The organism is Psychrobacter sp. WY6 (assembly GCF_018448495.1).
In the GTDB taxonomy this organism is placed as follows: Bacteria; Pseudomonadota; Gammaproteobacteria; order Pseudomonadales; family Moraxellaceae; genus Psychrobacter.
In genome coordinates, this window is the sequence record NZ_CP049902.1 from 955353 (window position 1) to 972994 (window position 17642).

Consider the following 17642-nt stretch of genomic DNA (forward strand, 5'->3'; position numbering starts at 1 on the left):
TGATTCATTGCGCTAAACTGAGAGTCGAATAATAAGGCTGTTGGTTTATAGCTTGTAATGGCATGTCAGCAATTCAATTGATTGAACGTTAATTGATTGATAGCGGTCAAATCAAAATATGCTACACTAGCAGACGTTTTTATATTCTATTTTTAGTATTAAATAAGCGTTGTCGGTCATTGGCAAAAATAAGGCTAAGACGATTTTTAGCATCTATATTGCTAACGCTTTTATCATAGAAAAAGATTGATAATAAAAAATACTTCGCAATAAAGCAAGATATTGCCAATGTTGCCTATGAATGTAACAATATGAGTACAGGCGTAGACGTAATCATTGACACTTGCCAACGACCTATCATGTGACAGCTTTGAAAGAAGCTAGGATAATACAGTAAGGCACGGTTATGAGCACAGCATACGACGAGATCAAAACCCGACTACAAGGCTCAATGGTAGCCTTGGTAACGCCCTGCATCCTGACGGCACGGTTGATTATAAACGTCGCGGATCTCATAGATTGGCAGATTGAGCAAGGCACGCATTGTCTCGTTGCCGTTGGTACTACTGGCGAGTCAGCGACATTATCTATGCAAGAACACAGCGATGTCATTCGCTACTTTGTTCAGCATGTCAAAGGTCGTGTACCAGTGATTGCTGGCACAGGCGCCAATAATACGATGGAAGCCATTAAGCTGACCCAAGATGCTGCCGACGCTGGTGCAGATTGTGCGCTATTGGTTGCGCCTTATTATAACAAGCCGCCACAAGAAGGCTTATACCAACATTATAAGGCTATCGCGCGCGCGGTGAATATCCCGCAGATGCTTTATAATGTGCCAGGACGTACGGTCGTTGATATCGCACAAGAGACCGTAGAACGTCTGGCTGATATCGATAATATCGTCGCGATTAAAGATGCCACAGGCTCTATCGCTCGCGGTGAGCAATTGATCAAAGCAGTTGGCGATAGAATCGTCGTGCTATCTGGCGATGACAGTACGGCGCTTGATTTGATGACATTTGGTGGTAAAGGTAATATCTCAGTCACTGCCAACGTCGCCCCGAAAGCGATGAGCGAGACTTGTACAGCGGCGCTTCGTGGTGATTTTGATGCGGCTCATAAAGCACATGATGTGGTCAAGCATTTACACCGTGACTTGTTTATTGAGTCAAGTCCTATCCCAGCCAAATATGCGCTTCATAAAATGGGTATGATAGATACTGGTATTCGTCTGCCTTTGGTATGGTTGGCTGAACACATCATGCCACTATTGATGACGCCTTGGTGCGTGCGAACTTATTATAAAATGATGCGTGTAAATGCTAACTCAGAGAGATAATATGATGAAAACATCATCACCGACTGCAAAATATTCCCTGCGCTGCTGACCTTAATATTGGGAAGTACCTTAGTATTGAGCGGTTGCCAAAGTGCTAAAAACTTACTTGGTAAGCGTGACAATGGTAGCTTAGAATATCAGCAAAGCAAGAAGCTTGTGCCAATAGAGCTGCCTGCTAACAAAGAACCAGCGCCTTTTGTACCTTTGTATGCAACTCCTAATGCTGGTGCAAATACGCTGAAATTACAGAACGAATCAGGTAATCAGTACCAGCTGCCGAAGCCTGAGCGCGCTGTCAGTAGTCTTTCGAATTGAAGCTATTTCCTTATTTATACCGCTGACATTTTACAGTGATTAATGTAAATATTATTCATTCTGTCATACAAAAATCAGCGGTCGCTGCGCGTTTTTACCACATAAGCTTGAACAGGAACTCCCATAATGCAAAAGCAACAACTGCTGTATAAAGGCAAAGCCAAATCTGTCTATGAAACTGAAGATAATGATCTTTTGATTCTACATTTCCGTGATGATACTTCAGCGCTTGATGGTAAGCGTATTGAGCAATTAGCACGCAAAGGTCGTTAATAATCGTTTTAACGCTTTCATCATGCAAAAACTGGCTGATGCTGGTATCGAAACGCATTTTGAAAAGCAATTGTCTGAAGATGAAGTATTGGTCAAGCGTTTAGAGATGATTCCAGTTGAGTGCGTGGTTCGTAACTTTGCTGCGGGCAGCTTGGTTCGTCGTTTGGGCTTAGAAGAAGGGCAAGCATTGACGCCACCTACTTATGAGCTGTTTTATAAAGATGATGCGCTGGGTGATCCAATGGTCAATGAGTCACTTGCTGTGTCTCTTGGCTGGGCAACCGAAGCACAACTGGCAAAAATGGAAGAGCTGACTCATCAAGTAAATGAGGTGTTAAAGGCGCTATTCGAAGCAGGTGATTTGATACTAGTTGATTTCAAACTAGAATTTGGTGTGTTCCATGACCGTATCGTCTTAGGGGATGAATTCTCACCAGATGGCTGCCGTATTTGGGATAAGACGACTAAGAAGAAGCTGGACAAAGACCGCTTCCGTCAATCATTAGGCGATGTCATTGAAGCTTATGAAGAAGTGGCTAACCGTATTGGTGTGCCATTAAGCTAGATATTTGATTGGCACTGCACTGCAGGTCAATCTTTAGCGTAAAAAAACTGAGCCATGTGCTCAGTTTTTTTGTGATTTTAAATTAATCTTCGTGTTTATCTTACGACTAATAATATAAAGGCTTTGACCTAAAGGTAGTCGTTATTATCAAATATGGCTATTCTGAATAGCTCCACTGCTATTTGATTTACTTCATTATTATCTAAAGATAAGAACAACCTCTATTAGAATAGTTAAGGTTGGAGTTTAGGATTTATTATAAAAACAAGAGTCCTAAACCAATCACAACACCACTGACAATCAGCACGATGACACAAAAACCCATGATATCTTTGGCTTTTAGACCTGCGATCGCCAGTGCTGGTAATGCCCAAAATGGCTGAATCATATTTGTCCAAGCATCACCCCATGCTACAGCCATAGCAACTCGTGACGGATCACTGCCCAACATTTCCGCCGCTTCTAACATGATTGGTGCTTGTACTGCCCATTGTCCACCACCTGAAGGAACAAAAAGTTGACGAGTCCTGCACTGAGGAAAGCAAAAAGTGGTAGCGTCTCCGCTGTTGAAACGTTGACAAACGCTTCTGACATCACACCTGCCAACCCCGAAGCTGTCATCATTCCCATAATGCCTGCATAAAAAGGAAATTGGACGATGATAGCGCCTGCACCTTTAACCGCTTCTTGAACTGCAATCAAATACTTGCGAGGTGTACCGTGAAATATAATACCAAGAAACAAGAACATAAAGTTAACCAAGTCGAGCGTTAGAGCAAAACCGTTCTGTGCAAAATAATACGTGATAAAGGCGATGCCCAATACACCAATGACCATTGATAAAATCCAGCTGTTTTCTAAGCGTTCTGCTGGTGTCATATCCGATTTGGCTGGCAGATCCTCAGGGATAGGATCTACTAGAAGTTTTGGATCTACCGTAATCGTATCTTCTTTTTTTGGCATCATCAGACGGTTTAATAAAGGGACGATAATCACCAATGCTGCGACGATAATTAGGTTATAGCTAGCAAAGATGGTCGCACTTGTTGGAATAACACCGATTTTATCAACGAAGGGATGGCCTGCTGTTGCAATGGATAATGGAATCGACCCAGAGAATCCGGCATGCCAAATGATAAATCCAGAATAGGCGCTGGCAATCAATAAACGGTAATCGACATTTTCGACACGCTTGGCCAGCTCTTTGGCAAATAATGCCCCAATGACCAAGCCAAATCCCCAATTAATCCAGCTTGCTGCAAGCGATACTAAGGTGACCAGTATAATCGCACTACCTGGCGAGCGTGCGAAACTGGCAAGTCTACCCAGCCCTTTTTTAAATATGGGGCTGCTTGCTAATACAAAACCAGTTACTAGCACCAAAACCATTTGCATTGAGAATGCCAGCAAAGCCCAGAAGCCTTCACCCCAAAACGCCACCATCTGTACCGGTGAAGAGTCGGTTAAACCTAAGCCCATTACAAAAATAACCAAGGTTAAAATAATGACGAACAGAAATGGATCTGGTAGATATTTTTCCATCAAGCTATTCGAGAAGCGTGTAATCCCTTTCATTTTTTGACTTCCTTTTTGTCTAAGTTTACGTTTCATTCCTCATTCCAATGTTACCTCATTCTTCCTTTTTTATGCTTATTCATTCAGCAAAAATCATCTTTTTGAATGCTATATCGACCTTGCAAGGTTTGTTTAAACATTCCTTAAACACTGTGTGCCATACCTTGCTGTATTTTTATGCTAACTTATTAATTATTCAATCATATAAAAAGCATAAAAGGTTATTACTAATGTCAACGCCTCAAACTTCCACGGCGCAGCCTACTATTTTAGAGTCATCATGGTTTACTCGACCAACCTGTGGGTCGCTGCTGACTTAATAGGTAAAGTGCTATGTAGAAAGCTGTCAGATACGGATGGCACGACTAAAATATTGCGTATGCGCATCTCAGAAACCGAAGCTTACATCGGTGCGGGCGATCCCGCTTGTCACTCACATGCTGGCAGCCGAACGCCGCGCACTGAAATCATGTATGAGCAAGGTGGCGTTTTTTACGTGTATTTGACTTATGGCGTCCATCATATGCTCAATTTAATCAGCGGTGCTATCGACTCCCCTGAGTCGGTGCTGATACGCGCAGGGTTTTTAGCAGAAGATAGTGACCGCCTGCGAGATGAGCAATTATTGAGCTTAGATCAACAACTGATTCATCCCAAGCAATTTGCTGGTCCTGGTAAGCTGACCAATCGTTTACAAATCGACCGTGACTTGTATGGCAAATCCATTCATCCAGCATCAGCCGTTTGGATAGAAGAAGACGGTTGCAATCCGCCAGTATCGCTGCGTCCACGGATTGGCATTGATTATGCGGGCGAGGCAAAAGAGTGGTTATTACGCTACATTTGGACGGACCATCCTTCGTTATCCAAAAAATAGTAAGATTGATAGTTGATGGCTGTTTTTCTAAATCGACTGGAAGGAAGTAATACATGTATAAACTGACGGTTTTTATTCCAGATACAGCATTAGAGCAGGTAAAGTCCGCTTTATTTTCGGCGGGCGCTGGGACGATTGGCAATTATGAACAGTGCTGTTGGCAAGTGCAAGGGACAGGGCAATTTAGACCACTGGCAGGCAGTAATCCGAATATTGGAGCACATGATCGACTGGAAACCGTTGAGGAATGGCGAGTAGAAATGGTAGTGGCTGATGCTGATATTAAAGAGGTCGTCGAGGCGTTAAAGCAGGCGCATCCTTATGAAATGCCTGCCTATGATGTGATTGAAGTATTAGACTTTTAGGGTCAGCTCTCAGTCTTTTTTGATTTTAATCACGTTATAACTCGGATAGCCAAGCTCGATTTTGTAATCTTCACTGCCGCGTTTGGCTTTTACTTTTATTTTACTGTCACCTTTTTTGTATTTGACGTCTTTGACTTGATAACCCATATTGCTGACTTTATTCGCAGCCCTTTGCTCGATAGCAGGCTGATAAAGCTCTTTATCAATGGAGTTGATGGTCTTCTTGTGCTTTTTGTAGACCTTACTGTCTTTATAAACATCTTCGTAAAGGTTGCCGTAAGCATTGTAACTAGGTGCGGTGACACAGCCAGTCGTTATCGTCAGCAACACTGCAATCATACTAGCTGTAGTAGTGGTTTTTAATAAAGTATGGTGGTTCATCAAATCCTCTTATGATGTCAAAAATATTTTTGCTTCTTTTATAAAAAAGGGTCAAATAAACCAAGGGCTGGCTTATTTGACCAAAGGCATCAAGTAAGAAACGATGCCAAAACTTTATTTAATAGCTTTATTTTACTAATTTCATTTTTAGCGCACTTAAATATAGTCGGTTCAATATAATTTAGATTCAAGGAAGGCAAGCGAAAATACTATAAATAGACTAAGCGAGCCTGATACCGTATCTGATTTATATAGGATTGACTATAACTATCAATTGAATGGAGGACATGTCCTAGTCTTTTTCAATCTTAATCACATTTAAGTTTGGGTAACCAAGTCGTATTTCATATTCTTGCGAGCCGCGCTTGGCTTCAATCTCGAACACGCCGCGTCCGTTCTTTTCTTCCAGCTCAATGTCGTTGACCCGATAGCCCATGCCTTGTATTTTATTGATTGCACGTTGCTTAATTGCTGGATAACGCGAGTCTCTTTTAATGCTATCTTCGATATCATCATTTTTATAGTGCTTATTATTCTTATGCTTGCCATTATTTTATATTTGTCTTTTTTGTAATGGTCATTGTCATATCTATCGTCTTGCCAAACATTAGACCAAGCTTTTTTATTTGAGCTAATAAGCTTTAGATCAGGATACGTGTATTTTAGCTCGTATGCTTGATTGTTCTTTTTGGCATAAGCGGTCATTATGCGATTGCCACGGTAGTTATCGGATTTGATATCCATAACCTGATAGCCTTTACGGCGCAGATCAGCGCGTAGCTTTTGACTAATGCGGTTGTAGTCAGCGTTACCATAATCATCATTACCACCATATACTGGGTAATTATCATACCCTGAACCGACGACGGCACACCCAACTGAAGTACCCAATAATGTAACCGCAAGACCAGTAGATATAATGGTCTTAATTGAGAAAGGCTTTAGAATTTTCATGATCCAACATCCTATAATATTTTTAAATTACCCGTCGCATCATTGCTGGTGATAGCCGAGCACGTATGCACTCTATAAATTTTTCATATAATCGTATTCATAACTTACTGGCAAATTAATTATTACCATTAGGCGCTTTGAAATATTTTCTTACATTATCTATCATAATGGACAAAGCTTGATGATTAGTGTCTTTTGCGTTAATAAGTTGTAATCAGGGTAACGAATATGAATCATGTAAGCATATGCTTACACGTAATGACGCTTACGCGACTTAACATCAGGTTAGGAATTAGGCATTATAGTCACACGGCATTAGGGAATGTGACTCAAGGATTGAGTTGACCGCATTAAGGATAATGATTCACTTATTAGCATCAGGATGATAATGATAAGTGGAGTAAGGACACATACCCTTTGCTGCTATCAGTAGTTAATGCTGGTAGTTGTAGTAAAAAGGGCAGGATGCCCAGTATCACAATATGCTGAATATTATGCAAGGATGCATGGGAAACAGTGGTGATAGGTAACATGGATGGTTAACAATAAAACCGCATAACAGTTAATTGCTATGCGGTTTTATCGTGTCTGGACTTTGAGTTTTATCTTTTAGAATTATTTGATATAAATCAAGTTGGTGATCAGTCCAGCATAAAAAAACCGCATTAGAAACTAATGCGGTTTTCGTTTAAATAATCTGCTTATAAAATTTTTATCTTAATACTTCTTACAAGCATGATTATCTACTAGTATTTATGTTCAGTACGCCATGCGTCTACTTCACGTTCAGCATCATCTTTGCTGTGACCATAACGTTCTTGAACTTTTCCGACCAATTTATCACGGCTACCTTCAACGTGTAATAAATCATCATCAGTAAGATCAGCCCATTTTTGTTTTACTGAGCCTTTTATTTGGTTCCATTCACCTTTTAGAGTATGTTCGTTCATTTTTATGTTCCTTCTTTTATTATAAAATTGGTTATTGAGACAATTATTCCATCTGTCTTTAATCGACATTTTACTCAGCTGCTATCAGTACTTATTAATCAGCTAACTGGTGATATCTAATATAAGTGCTCACCATCGTCATGTCTGTATATGCAATGTTGAGAGTGTTGCTCCATTATTGAGATCTGCACAGCTATGTTATGCATCGTCCATTTGTGTAATGAATGAAGTGTTTTATCAGTGACATACGTAAAGAGGATCAACAAGTCTGGCGATGATTTATAAAAAATGACGTCGTAACACGCTGTAAATATAGGAATAAAAAAAGTAGCTGTCATCATAAATGTGGCGGCTATTTTTTTATGATTGTTTTAGGATGGGTTAAAACGAATCATCAAGAATAAGTAAGGTTAAATATTTAGTAATAGACTTCTTGTTTAAATGGCTATAGCCTTATAGTTGAATAATCGTTGTCTTGTAGATTAAGTTGGGGCAGGTTGATAGTGAATGTACTTAACAGCGTAAGTGCTAAAAAACCGGAAACAAAACGAGAGCTGGCAAAGGCGAAAACGCGTCATACGTTACTGAAAAGTGCCTTGCAGCTGTATAGCGTAGAGGGCGCTTTTGGTATGAGCATGAATAAAATCGCGAAAGGCGCAGGTATTGCTCAGCCAAGTTTTTATAATCATTTTGATAGTTTAGATGCGTTGCAGCAGGTGTTAGGCGAGCAGCTTAAAGACAACTATTTATCGCCGATGCGCATGGCGTGGGTAGATATGCTTAGAGACTATCCAACGTTGTCTAAAGAGGACTTCAATGAGCGTTGTCAGGAATGCCTAACATTGATTTTTGATGCCGCCTTTCAAAACATCACTTTATTTCAACGTTTGCTCGAAGACAGTCTGCGCTTTGATTCAAACATAGAACGTAACGGGTTGGGAAGTCTAATCATAGAGATAAGAGAAGAGTGGACCAAGATATTTATAGCGGGGTTGCAGTCAGCCGAGTGCTCTTTTGACGAATCTGACGTTCATCTCTGTGTCGATATCGCTGCCGCCCAAGTCCATGAATTGATATTGGGATGTCATCAACAGCGTTATTCACGGCAGCAAGCCATTGAAGTGTTGTGCAAAAACTTTGATGGGCTTTTTAATAGTTTTTTCGCCAAAGATAGGCACAGAGTAGATGGCTAGTCATTCAGCTAATCAATGTTGCACTTTGACTAATTCTCAAGATTTTTAAGATGAGCAAATTTAGTAACCATATTAACTTATAAAACGGAATTTATATAGTGAAAGCGATATAGTCGATTCAATTTAAAAGCAGTACAAGGCAACCGAGTGTAAATGTCTATTTAATACGTCAAGCGAGGTTAACGCAGTAATATTTTTATAGTGGAATGACTATAGTAAAAAATAACAGGGAGCGCGACCATGGCTAGTGAAAAGACTCACACGGATGAACAAACACATTTTAGAACCTGCAATTTATGCGAAGCGATGTGCGGAATTGTCATCAAGCACGATGGAAAAAAGGTATTCTCGATTAAAGGCGATAAAGACGATCCATTTTCTAAAGGGTATATTTGTCCAAAAGCGACTGCTTTGCAAGACTTGCATGAAGACAGTGATCGCCTGCGTCATCCCGTTGAGAGAACGGCTAACGGTTGGAAAGAGATTAGCTGGCCTGAAGCTCTCGATAAGGTTGCTGCCGGTATTCAGTCGGTACAGAAAAAACATGGTCAAAACGCCTTCGGTGTTTATTTAGGCAATCCTAATGTCCATAATTTGGGCGGCATGTTAACCATTAAGCATCTATTAACCAGTATCAAGACGCGCAGTCGCTTTTCTGCGACTTCCATCGACCAGTTACCGCATCACATTGTTAGCATGCATCTGTTCGGGCATATGCTGCGCATCCCTGTGCCTGACGTCAATCGTACCCAATATATGCTCATCATTGGTGGAAATCCGCTAGCGTCTAATGGCAGTATTATGACCGCACCAAATATGCGTCAAAAACTAAAAGATATCAAAGCGCGTGATGGTAAAGTGGTAGTCATTGATCCAAGACGCACCGAAACGGCAGATATTGCTAGCGAGCATCACTTTATTCGTCCAGCGACCGATGTTTTGCTCTTGCTCGCCATGCTCAATGAAATTTATCTCCAAGGGTATGCGGACAAGGCACGCGCTAAAAATAATAGAGCGGCGGCGCTCGCACCAGAGATTGAGCGGCTCGCAGACTTTGCTCGAGACTATAGCGCAGAGTCCGTTGCTGAGATTACTGGTATTGCGGCAAAAGAGATTAAACGACTGGTCAAAGAGTTTTGTGAAGCCGAAAGCTCGGTTTGTTATGGGCGCATGGGGCGTCTCGGCAAGAGTTTGGCTTACTGAGTCAATATCTAATTATGCTGATTAATATTGTCACAGGTCGCTTGGATGAAGTAGGTGGTCTAATGTTCCCCAATCCTGCGGTCGATGTAGTCAATAACTCAGGCCCAGGTTATTTAGGTAAGCGCCATAGCCGCGTGAGTAACTTGCCTGATTTAATGGCGATTATCCCGTCGTGGCAATGGCGGATGAGATGTTGGTAGAAGGGGCGGGGCAGTTAAAAGGCTTTATGACTATCGCGGGCAAACCTGTACTCAGCACGCCAAATGGTGAAAAGTTAGATACGGCTTTTGCCAACTTAGACTTTATGGTCGCTATTGACTACTTTGTCACAGAAACCAGCCGTCATGCGCATATCATTTTGCCGCCGGTATCACCACTAGAGCGCGATCATTATGACGTCACCTTTAACAATTTTGCCGTCCATAACGTCGCCAAATATTCAAAGGCATTGTTTGCTAAGCAAAGAAGTGCCAAACATGACTGGCAAATCTACTTAGAGCTGGCAAAACGCTTGGATAAAAAAGCCGTACTTGCAACCAAAGTCGAACGCCTAATAATAAAAGTTTTGGGTCCGAAGTTTGTGCTTAATCAAGGTCTAAAACGTGGGCCTTATAAGGGTCTCAATCTAAAGCAATTGAAGAAAAATCCGCATGGGATTGATTTGGGAGCGCTCAAAACCATGCTACCACAAGCGTTAAAAAACAAAGACAAGCAGATTCATCTTAATGTTGATTTTTATCAAGCAGATTTAGAGCGCGTACAGGAGATGATGCAGGACTATGATGACAAGCAAATTCTATTGATTGGTCGTCGTCATGTACGCAGCAATAATTCGTGGCTACACAACAGCTATCGCTTGGTAAAAGGTAAGCCGCGCTGTACTTTGATGCTGCATCCTGAAACAGCGAAAGAGTACGGTATTGAGGATGGTCAAAACGTAAAAGTCACGTCGCGTGTGGGTAGTGTGACGATCGTAGCAGAAGTGACGGATGAGCTGATGCCAAATGTCGTGAGTATCCCTCATGGGTGGGGTCATGGCCGTAAAGGGGTAAAACAAAAAATCGCTCAAGCGCATGCGGGCGTCAGTGTCAATGATTTGACAGACGATACCTTAATTGATCAGCTAAGTGGTAATGCGGCAGTCAATGGTGTACCAGTACAATTGGAAGCGATTGAGCCAGAAGCGACTGATTTGGAGACGACTGATTCTGATACTGATTTCGATATGAAATCAGGGAGCGCTGCATAAAATAGTTCTAGAATAAAAGTCTTCCATATAAGAAAAAAGGCGCTTACTTATAATGGTAGCGCCTTTTTTACGTTTCTTATTCTTACGTTTCTTATTTTTACGATCCTAAGCCAACAAAATCAAATCGACTGGCGGTGTCTCACCTTGTATTAATAAGCTGATCGCCTGCGCCGAACCGCAAGCATGCGTCCAGCCAAGCGTACCATGACCCGTATTAAGCCATAAATCAAAACTAGCATCCACATTATGACTGCCATGACGGACTTGACCTCTGTGCGCGCGCCCAATTAACGGCACATTAGAAGGTGTCATTGGACGTAGCCCTGTCCAATATTGCACAGAATTGGCAATGATACCTTTGGGAAACAACTGCTGCACACGGCGGGTAATGGCTGCACAGCGCGTGCTATTCAAATCCAAATTGTAGCCGTTAAATTCTGCTGTTCCAGCGACGCGTAACTTGTCACCAAGGCGTGATGTCACCAGCTTAAACTCATCATCAATGAGACTGACAAAGGGTGCTAGATGCGGGGCGCGGGGGTTGATTTGATAAGTGGCCGAGTAGCCTTTAGCAGGGAAAATAGGTAGATGAATATGCAGCGGTTTCATGAGCGATACGCTATAGCTGCCCAATGCCAGTACATGGCTGTCTGCACTAAAGGTTTGCGCGTTTTCGCCCTTGGGTTTAATGGTAATACTATGGATATGCGGGCGAGCAGAATGGGCGTCAGTGTTTAACGCCAGAATCTCGGTATCGTATAAAAACTTAACGCCAGCCTCGATGCAGCGCTCGGCTAAGCGCTGGGTAAATAAATGGGCATTACCCGATTCATCACGGCTGGTATAAGTAGCACCTTTTAGCTTATGAGCAATAGGGTAAAGCGCAGGCTCTAAGTTAACGGCATTATTGATATCGATGACATGACGCTCACAGCCTAACTCTTGCATGCGCTCCGTTGGCGCAATGGCGGCATCAAATTCCGCTTGATTGGTATAAAAGTGCATGATGCCGCGCGTTTGCTGCTCGTAATCAATACCGATATCAGCACGCAACTGTTGTAGTGCATCCCGTGAATACAAGCCTAAACGTACCATTTGTACCAAATTGGCATCGGCTTTATCTGCCCGGCATTCTTGCAAAAACTGCATCGCCCACTTAAGCTGCGCCTTATCAGCACGCAAGCGATACAACAGCGGCGCATCCTCGCGAAACAGCCATTTAAGGGCTTTCATTGGAGCCGCAGGATTGGCCCAAGGGGTTGCGTGCGAGACAGATATTTGCCCACCATTGGCAAATGAGGTCTGCATACCGGCAGCTGGCTCACGCTCAATGACGGTCACATCGTAGCCTGCTTGGCGAAGATACCATGCGGTGGTCACGCCCACCACACCCGCTCCGAGTACCGCAATATGGGTCATAGATTACTCTGCTGCTTTTTTAGTAAAAATGTTTTTACGAGTGCTGCTTATTACGCGTCATTCATCATGTCGTACTATTTTTGACGCGCAACATCGGCTTGCAGCGCTGGCGGTAAGTTTAATATCGTAAGCTCACTCTCGGCTAAATGCTCTGGACGGGCAACGACCAATGCTTTAAAACCATTACCATTAATAGTGTCATCGGCAATCGCATTAACCACATGAATTTTTTCTAGCTTGTCACCGGCTGCTGGCACGTCACCTGCGCCGCTGACATAATGTAAAAACGCTTTTGGCGCTGCTTTAAAATAAATACGGGCAATCACTTCTTGACCAAGATAGCAGCCTTTATCATAGTCCATACCACCGCGCTGATGCAGACGCAGCTCTTGTGGCTGAAACAGACCTTGGGTTGCAGCAACTATCCAATAGTTGCCAATGGCAAGACTCGCTTGCATCCACGCTTGGGTATCGGCTGGCGTATTGTGGTCTTCTTGATGGCTAAAGGTTGGCACGTCATCAAGCACGCAAGGATAAATGGGCGCGGGCGTACTGGTGTCAAATTTTGAAAAGGCACCGAACTTTTTTAAATGGGCTTGAAAAGCCTCAGCACAATCGGCACTGATAACCACATCATAATGCTTTTCGGCTTGTTTTTTTATCCACAAACCAAAATCAATGCGACCTTTTAAATTGCTAAGCGCCGTTGCTTGATAACTGAGTCCGAGTTTGGTGACATCAGAGGTTAGCTGACCCTGTAAGAATTTTTCTGCATCTTCACCTTGAATCGTTAGTTGAACAAATTGTGGCAATGTTGATGGGAGGGTCGATACGTTTGATTGAGTCATTATTATCCTATTAATAAGTCGCTATCGTTATCAGTAGCCATAGCCTCAGATATTGTGGTGAATACTGAGTTGTTAAAGTAATTGCTAACGTAAATACTGAGGTTTTTACCATCTAAAGATATATGGCTATCAAACCAAATTTAGTTAAAGCAGAGTACCACAAAACACTGTGTGATAAAAAACGTCCGCTGTAAGACATGAGCGAATCTATCAATTAGTCACAGCACCGCATTTACGAGCGAAGCGATTGGTTAAAGCTGGCGAGTTACGGTACAATGTTAGCTCTAGAATACACCCAATTTATCACGGCTGACGAGGAAATTATGAGCTTACCCAATTGCCCAAAATGCGATGCTGAATATACGTACGAAGATGGTGCGTTACTGGTATGTCCCATGTGTGCTCATGAATGGACTGCGGCTGAAACCGATGCGGCGCAAGCTGAAGAGCAAGACGCGGTCATTCGTGATGCGGTCGGTAATGAGCTGCAAGATGGCGATACCGTCACCGTGATTAAAGACTTAAAAGTCAAAGGTTCATCGATTGTTATTAAAGTTGGTACCAAAGCAAAAGGTATTCGCCTGCTGCCCGATGCATCTGATGGTCATGATATTGACTGTAAACTTGATGGCTTTGGGCCAATGAAGCTTAAATCATCTGTTGTTAAAAAAGCATAAATTATTAAATGTGCTTTAAAAATCTGCTAAGCATTAACAACAAGCCGCAAGGTTATTTTTAATAAAATAAGACAGAATCAATATTAAAGAAATAATAAGTAGAGAATAATTATGAGCACTAAAAACGAACAGCTATTTGCGCAAGCCCGCAAACATATTCCTGGCGGTGTAAACTCGCCAGTCCGTGCCTTTGCTGGTGTTGGTGGCACGCCTATTTTTATGCACCGTGCTAACGGTAGCAAAATTTATGATACCGAAGACAATGCCTACATCGATTATGTCGGCTCTTGGGGTCCAATGATTTTGGGACACGCGCACCCTAAAGTGATTGATGCGGTCAAAAAAGCAGCTGATGATGGTTTGAGTTTTGGTACGCCAACGCCGTTTGAAACGACTGTTGCCGATAAAATTTGCGAAATTGTCCCAAGCGTGGAGATGATTCGTATGACCAGTTCTGGTACAGAAGCGACCATGAGTGCAATTCGTTTGGCTCGTGGTTATACCCAACGTGACAAAATCGTTAAATTTGAAGGGTGCTATCATGGTCACTCAGACAGCTTATTGGTAAAAGCAGGTTCGGGTATGCTTGATATCGGTGAGCCAACATCAAAAGGCGTGCCAGCGGATTTTGCTAAGCACACCATTACCATTCCTTATAATGACCCACAAGCGATTAAAGATTGCTTTGAGAAATGGGGCGAAGAAGTCGCCTGCGTTATCTTAGAGCCGATCGCTGGCAACATGAATATGGTCATTCCAACACAAGAATTCCATGATACGTTGCGTGCCGAGTGTACTGTCAATGGCGCAGTATTAATCTTTGACGAAGTCATGACGGGCTTTCGCGTCGGCCTTGGTGGTGCACAAGCACATTTCGGCATTGATCCTGATTTGACCTGCTTTGGTAAAATCATCGGTGCAGGTCTGCCCGTTGGTGCTTTCGGTGGTAAAAAAGAAGTGATGTCTTGCATTGCGCCACTCGGCGGTGTCTATCAAGCTGGCACATTGTCAGGTAATCCACTGGCAATGCGTGCGGGTATCGCGATGTTTGAAGACTTAACCGTAGATGGCTTTTATGATGAGTTAGCAGCGAAAGTTGATCGTCTGGTAGACGGTTTTCAAGCGGCGGCTGACAAACACGGCATCAACATGCGTACCAATAAATTGGGCGGTATGTTTGGCATGTTCTTTGTCAAAGACAATGAAACTGACACGCCAAAGAACTTCGATGACGTGACAGAGTGTGATATGACGGTGTTTAACACGTTCTTCCATGGCATGTTGGATCGCGGTATTTATTTGGCACCGTCTGCTTATGAAGCAGGCTTTATGTCAATTAAACACAGCGATGAAGACATTGATATCTCTATTAAAGCCGCTGACGAGATTTTTGCAGAAATGGCAAAAGCGTAACTGTTTATTCAGAACCTTATTCATTCAGGACTATGTTCATTTAAGACCTGTTTAGAATGTATGTACTTACAAGAACCAGTATGAGAGATCATGCTGGTTTTTTTTGTGCCCAATATTTATCCTTTTGTGATTTTTACTATAAGAGATAAAGATTTTTTGACGATGATTGCATAAATTAAAAAACTAAGACTAAGACTAAGACAGTTCCTTCTTTGGGTGATTGCAAAATAACAATAAATTATGCTATTCTGAGATGAATCAAGATAATTGAGCAAGGATGCTAACTGATGACTACAAGCACTAATGATATGCCTAGTAGTAATACGCCACCGCTATGGCAAGCCTCGTATGAGAAATATGGAATAAGAAATAATTTAGATGTATTAGAGAACAAGCACAACCTGCTAGATTTATTGCAACCCAAGATAGATCAGCATAGTTGTTCTGTGGCTTTTAGTATGGGGCCCGCCACCCTTACCTTTGCACAATTGGATATTGCCAGCCGCCGCTTTACTGCTTTTTTACAAGCACAAGGAATCAGTAAAGGCGACCGTGTCGCTGTGCAATTACCCAATATATTGCAGTATGCCGTGGTGTTACTTGGTTGTCTGCGAGCAGGCGCGGTATTGGTGAATGTCAATCCGATGTATACCCATTATGAATTGGCGCATCAGCTGACGGATGCTCAAGCTAGTGTGCTGATTGTCCTCGATGGGATGACCTCTGCTTACGATCAGTTAGATGATGCAGTCAAAGCGCAACTGTCATTAATCGTACATTGTTCCGTCAATCCGAATGCTGCACCTGCTGATAACGATATTGCTTTGCTTACCCAACTTGAGCCGTCGACCGATACTACTCGTCAATTCAATCAAACCAACCAAACCACAGCCGATAATGCTGCAAATGATATCTCAGAGCAGAATGTAAGCTTTGCCCATATTATGAGTGCATACCACGCTGAGCAATATCAGCCTGTTACTATCGAGCGTGAAGATTTAGCTTTATTGCAATATACGGGTGGCACGACTGGCAAGCCAAAAGGTGCGATGCTCACGCATTACAATGTCATGGCCAATGTCTGTCAGTGTTATGCGATGTTTGGTCATGCGATTGAAGCGGGTCGTAGCGAGCAGATCAAAATACTCAATCCGTTGCCGCTCTATCATATCTTCTCATTTACCGTTTGCGGCTTACTAGGCATTTATGGCGGCTGGGAAGACATACTGGTCACCAATCCGCGTGATATCGATGGATTAGTCAATATCATCGAGCAGCATCGTCCGCATGTCATTCCTTCGGTGAATACTTTATTTATTGGTATGCTGCATCATCCAAAGTTTGCCAACCTTGATTTTAGTCGCTTGGCACTATCTATCGGTGGCGGCACCGCAATTATAAAAGCGGTATCTGATCAGTGGCAACAAGTCACTGGTATGATTATCAATGAAGGTTACGGCATGTCCGAAACTGCACCAGTTATCTCTTTTAATCCACCTGATATAGATCATTTCAACGGTAGCGTTGGTCTGCCACTTGCGATGATGGATATTAAAATCATTGATGAACAAGGTGCAACTTGTGCAATAGGTACACGGGGCGAGGTTTGTATTAAAGGCCCGCAGGTCATGCGTGGTTACTGGCAACGAGACAATGCAGATACTTTTACAAAGGATGGCTACTTTAAATCAGGTGATATTGGTGTGCTAGATAAACATGGATTTTTGACACTGGTGGATCGCAAAAAAGACATGATACTGGTTTCAGGATTTAACGTCTATCCAAACGAAGTGGAAGCGGCATTGACAGAGCATCCGAAAGTACTTGAAGTCGCGGTGGTTGGTATTGCAGATGAGCACAGCGGTGAAGTACCCAAAGCGTTTGTGGTTAAAAAGGAGTTGAGCCTAACGGTAGAAGAGTTACAAAGCTTCGCAAGCGAGCGTTTAACAGGTTATAAACGCCCGCAGTCATACGAGTTTATCGATGAATTGCCCAAAACCGCGGTAGGAAAAATATTACGTAAGTCTTTACGTTAGTTGGGCT

General features: G+C 42.6%; 16 protein-coding genes and 2 pseudogenes. 12 read left to right on the top strand and 6 right to left on the bottom strand.

The features are described from left to right. Positions 1 to 406: 406 nt before the first annotated feature. The 3 genes and pseudogenes from dapA (at position 407) to purC (ending at position 2495) form a co-directional block, all read left to right on the top strand. Positions 407 to 1342 (top strand): 4-hydroxy-tetrahydrodipicolinate synthase, encoded by a 936-nt coding sequence (dapA, locus tag G7Y90_RS04800; protein ID WP_250163539.1) that lies wholly within the window; start codon positions 407 to 409, stop codon positions 1340 to 1342. 57 nt (positions 1343 to 1399) lie between these two features. Continuing rightward, positions 1400 to 1657 carry a hypothetical protein gene (locus G7Y90_RS04805; protein ID WP_250163540.1) on the top strand — a complete coding sequence of 86 codons (258 nt, stop codon included), beginning with the start codon at positions 1400 to 1402 and terminating at the stop codon, positions 1655 to 1657. Between the two features lie 126 nt (positions 1658 to 1783). Then, positions 1784 to 2495 (top strand): annotated as a pseudogene (gene purC, locus G7Y90_RS04810) (phosphoribosylaminoimidazolesuccinocarboxamide synthase). Between the two features lie 256 nt (positions 2496 to 2751). Here the strand turns inward: purC and G7Y90_RS04820 are convergent. Further along, positions 2752 to 4106, bottom strand: a pseudogene (locus tag G7Y90_RS04820) (short-chain fatty acid transporter). Positions 4107 to 4350: 244 nt separating this feature from the next. On the opposite strand from G7Y90_RS04820, the gene G7Y90_RS04825 reads away from it, so the two are divergent. Both G7Y90_RS04825 and G7Y90_RS04830 read left to right on the top strand, forming a co-directional pair. Next, a complete protein-coding gene (locus tag G7Y90_RS04825; protein ID WP_502937397.1) occupies positions 4351 to 4947 on the top strand; it encodes a DNA-3-methyladenine glycosylase in 597 nt (198 codons plus the stop codon). A 53-nt stretch (positions 4948 to 5000) separates the two neighbouring features. Continuing rightward, positions 5001 to 5312, top strand: coding sequence for a YqfO family protein (locus tag G7Y90_RS04830; RefSeq protein WP_045452700.1), 312 nt, complete (start codon positions 5001 to 5003; stop codon positions 5310 to 5312). Positions 5313 to 5321: 9 nt separating this feature from the next. Here G7Y90_RS04830 and G7Y90_RS04835 read toward each other — a convergent pair whose 3' ends face one another. The 3 genes from G7Y90_RS04835 to G7Y90_RS04845 all read right to left on the bottom strand — a co-directional run bounded on the left by G7Y90_RS04835 (position 5322) and on the right by G7Y90_RS04845 (position 7597). After that, a complete protein-coding gene (locus tag G7Y90_RS04835; protein WP_250163541.1) occupies positions 5322 to 5693 on the bottom strand; it encodes a hypothetical protein in 372 nt (123 codons plus the stop codon). 318 nt (positions 5694 to 6011) lie between these two features. Continuing rightward, the gene (locus G7Y90_RS04840; RefSeq protein WP_250163542.1) at positions 6012 to 6647 is read right to left on the bottom strand and encodes a hypothetical protein; all 636 of its coding nucleotides are present in this window, start codon (positions 6645 to 6647) and stop codon (positions 6012 to 6014) included. A 746-nt stretch (positions 6648 to 7393) separates the two neighbouring features. Continuing rightward, the gene (locus G7Y90_RS04845) at positions 7394 to 7597 is read right to left on the bottom strand and encodes a CsbD family protein (RefSeq protein ID WP_045443240.1); all 204 of its coding nucleotides are present in this window, start codon (positions 7595 to 7597) and stop codon (positions 7394 to 7396) included. Between the two features lie 503 nt (positions 7598 to 8100). Between G7Y90_RS04845 and G7Y90_RS04850 the strand changes: the two genes are divergently transcribed. The 4 genes from G7Y90_RS04850 to G7Y90_RS04865 all read left to right on the top strand — a co-directional run bounded on the left by G7Y90_RS04850 (position 8101) and on the right by G7Y90_RS04865 (position 11242). After that, the gene (locus G7Y90_RS04850) at positions 8101 to 8790 is read left to right on the top strand and encodes a TetR/AcrR family transcriptional regulator (RefSeq protein ID WP_250163543.1); all 690 of its coding nucleotides are present in this window, start codon (positions 8101 to 8103) and stop codon (positions 8788 to 8790) included. Between the two features lie 240 nt (positions 8791 to 9030). Then, the gene (locus G7Y90_RS04855; protein ID WP_250163544.1) at positions 9031 to 9993 is read left to right on the top strand and encodes a molybdopterin-dependent oxidoreductase; all 963 of its coding nucleotides are present in this window, start codon (positions 9031 to 9033) and stop codon (positions 9991 to 9993) included. A 14-nt stretch (positions 9994 to 10007) separates the two neighbouring features. After that, complete coding sequence (locus G7Y90_RS04860) at positions 10008 to 10193, top strand: hypothetical protein (protein WP_250163545.1); 186 nt, start codon at positions 10008 to 10010, stop codon at positions 10191 to 10193. After that, complete coding sequence (locus tag G7Y90_RS04865) at positions 10172 to 11242, top strand: molybdopterin dinucleotide binding domain-containing protein (RefSeq protein WP_250163938.1); 1071 nt, start codon at positions 10172 to 10174, stop codon at positions 11240 to 11242. Before G7Y90_RS04860 ends, G7Y90_RS04865 begins: the two co-directional genes overlap by 22 nt. A 105-nt stretch (positions 11243 to 11347) precedes the next feature. Here the strand turns inward: G7Y90_RS04865 and G7Y90_RS04870 are convergent, their stop codons facing one another. After that, positions 11348 to 12661, bottom strand: coding sequence for a D-amino acid dehydrogenase (locus tag G7Y90_RS04870; protein ID WP_250163546.1), 1314 nt, complete (start codon positions 12659 to 12661; stop codon positions 11348 to 11350). A gap of 74 nt (positions 12662 to 12735) precedes the next feature. After that, positions 12736 to 13509, bottom strand: a complete 774-nt coding sequence (ygfZ, locus tag G7Y90_RS04875; RefSeq protein ID WP_250163547.1) for a CAF17-like 4Fe-4S cluster assembly/insertion protein YgfZ — start codon at positions 13507 to 13509, stop codon at positions 12736 to 12738. A 323-nt stretch (positions 13510 to 13832) separates the two neighbouring features. Here ygfZ and G7Y90_RS04880 point away from each other — a divergent pair, with 323 nt between their 5' ends. From G7Y90_RS04880 to G7Y90_RS04890, 3 genes are all read left to right on the top strand, one after another. Next, positions 13833 to 14186, top strand: a complete 354-nt coding sequence (locus G7Y90_RS04880; protein ID WP_055123598.1) for a zinc ribbon domain-containing protein YjdM — start codon at positions 13833 to 13835, stop codon at positions 14184 to 14186. Positions 14187 to 14297: 111 nt separating this feature from the next. Then, positions 14298 to 15599, top strand: coding sequence for a glutamate-1-semialdehyde 2,1-aminomutase (gene hemL, locus G7Y90_RS04885; RefSeq protein ID WP_250163548.1), 1302 nt, complete (start codon positions 14298 to 14300; stop codon positions 15597 to 15599). A gap of 287 nt (positions 15600 to 15886) precedes the next feature. Next, on the top strand, positions 15887 to 17635 hold the full coding sequence (locus G7Y90_RS04890; RefSeq protein ID WP_250163549.1) for an AMP-binding protein: 1749 nt from the start codon (positions 15887 to 15889) through the stop codon (positions 17633 to 17635). Positions 17636 to 17642 lie beyond the last annotated feature (7 nt).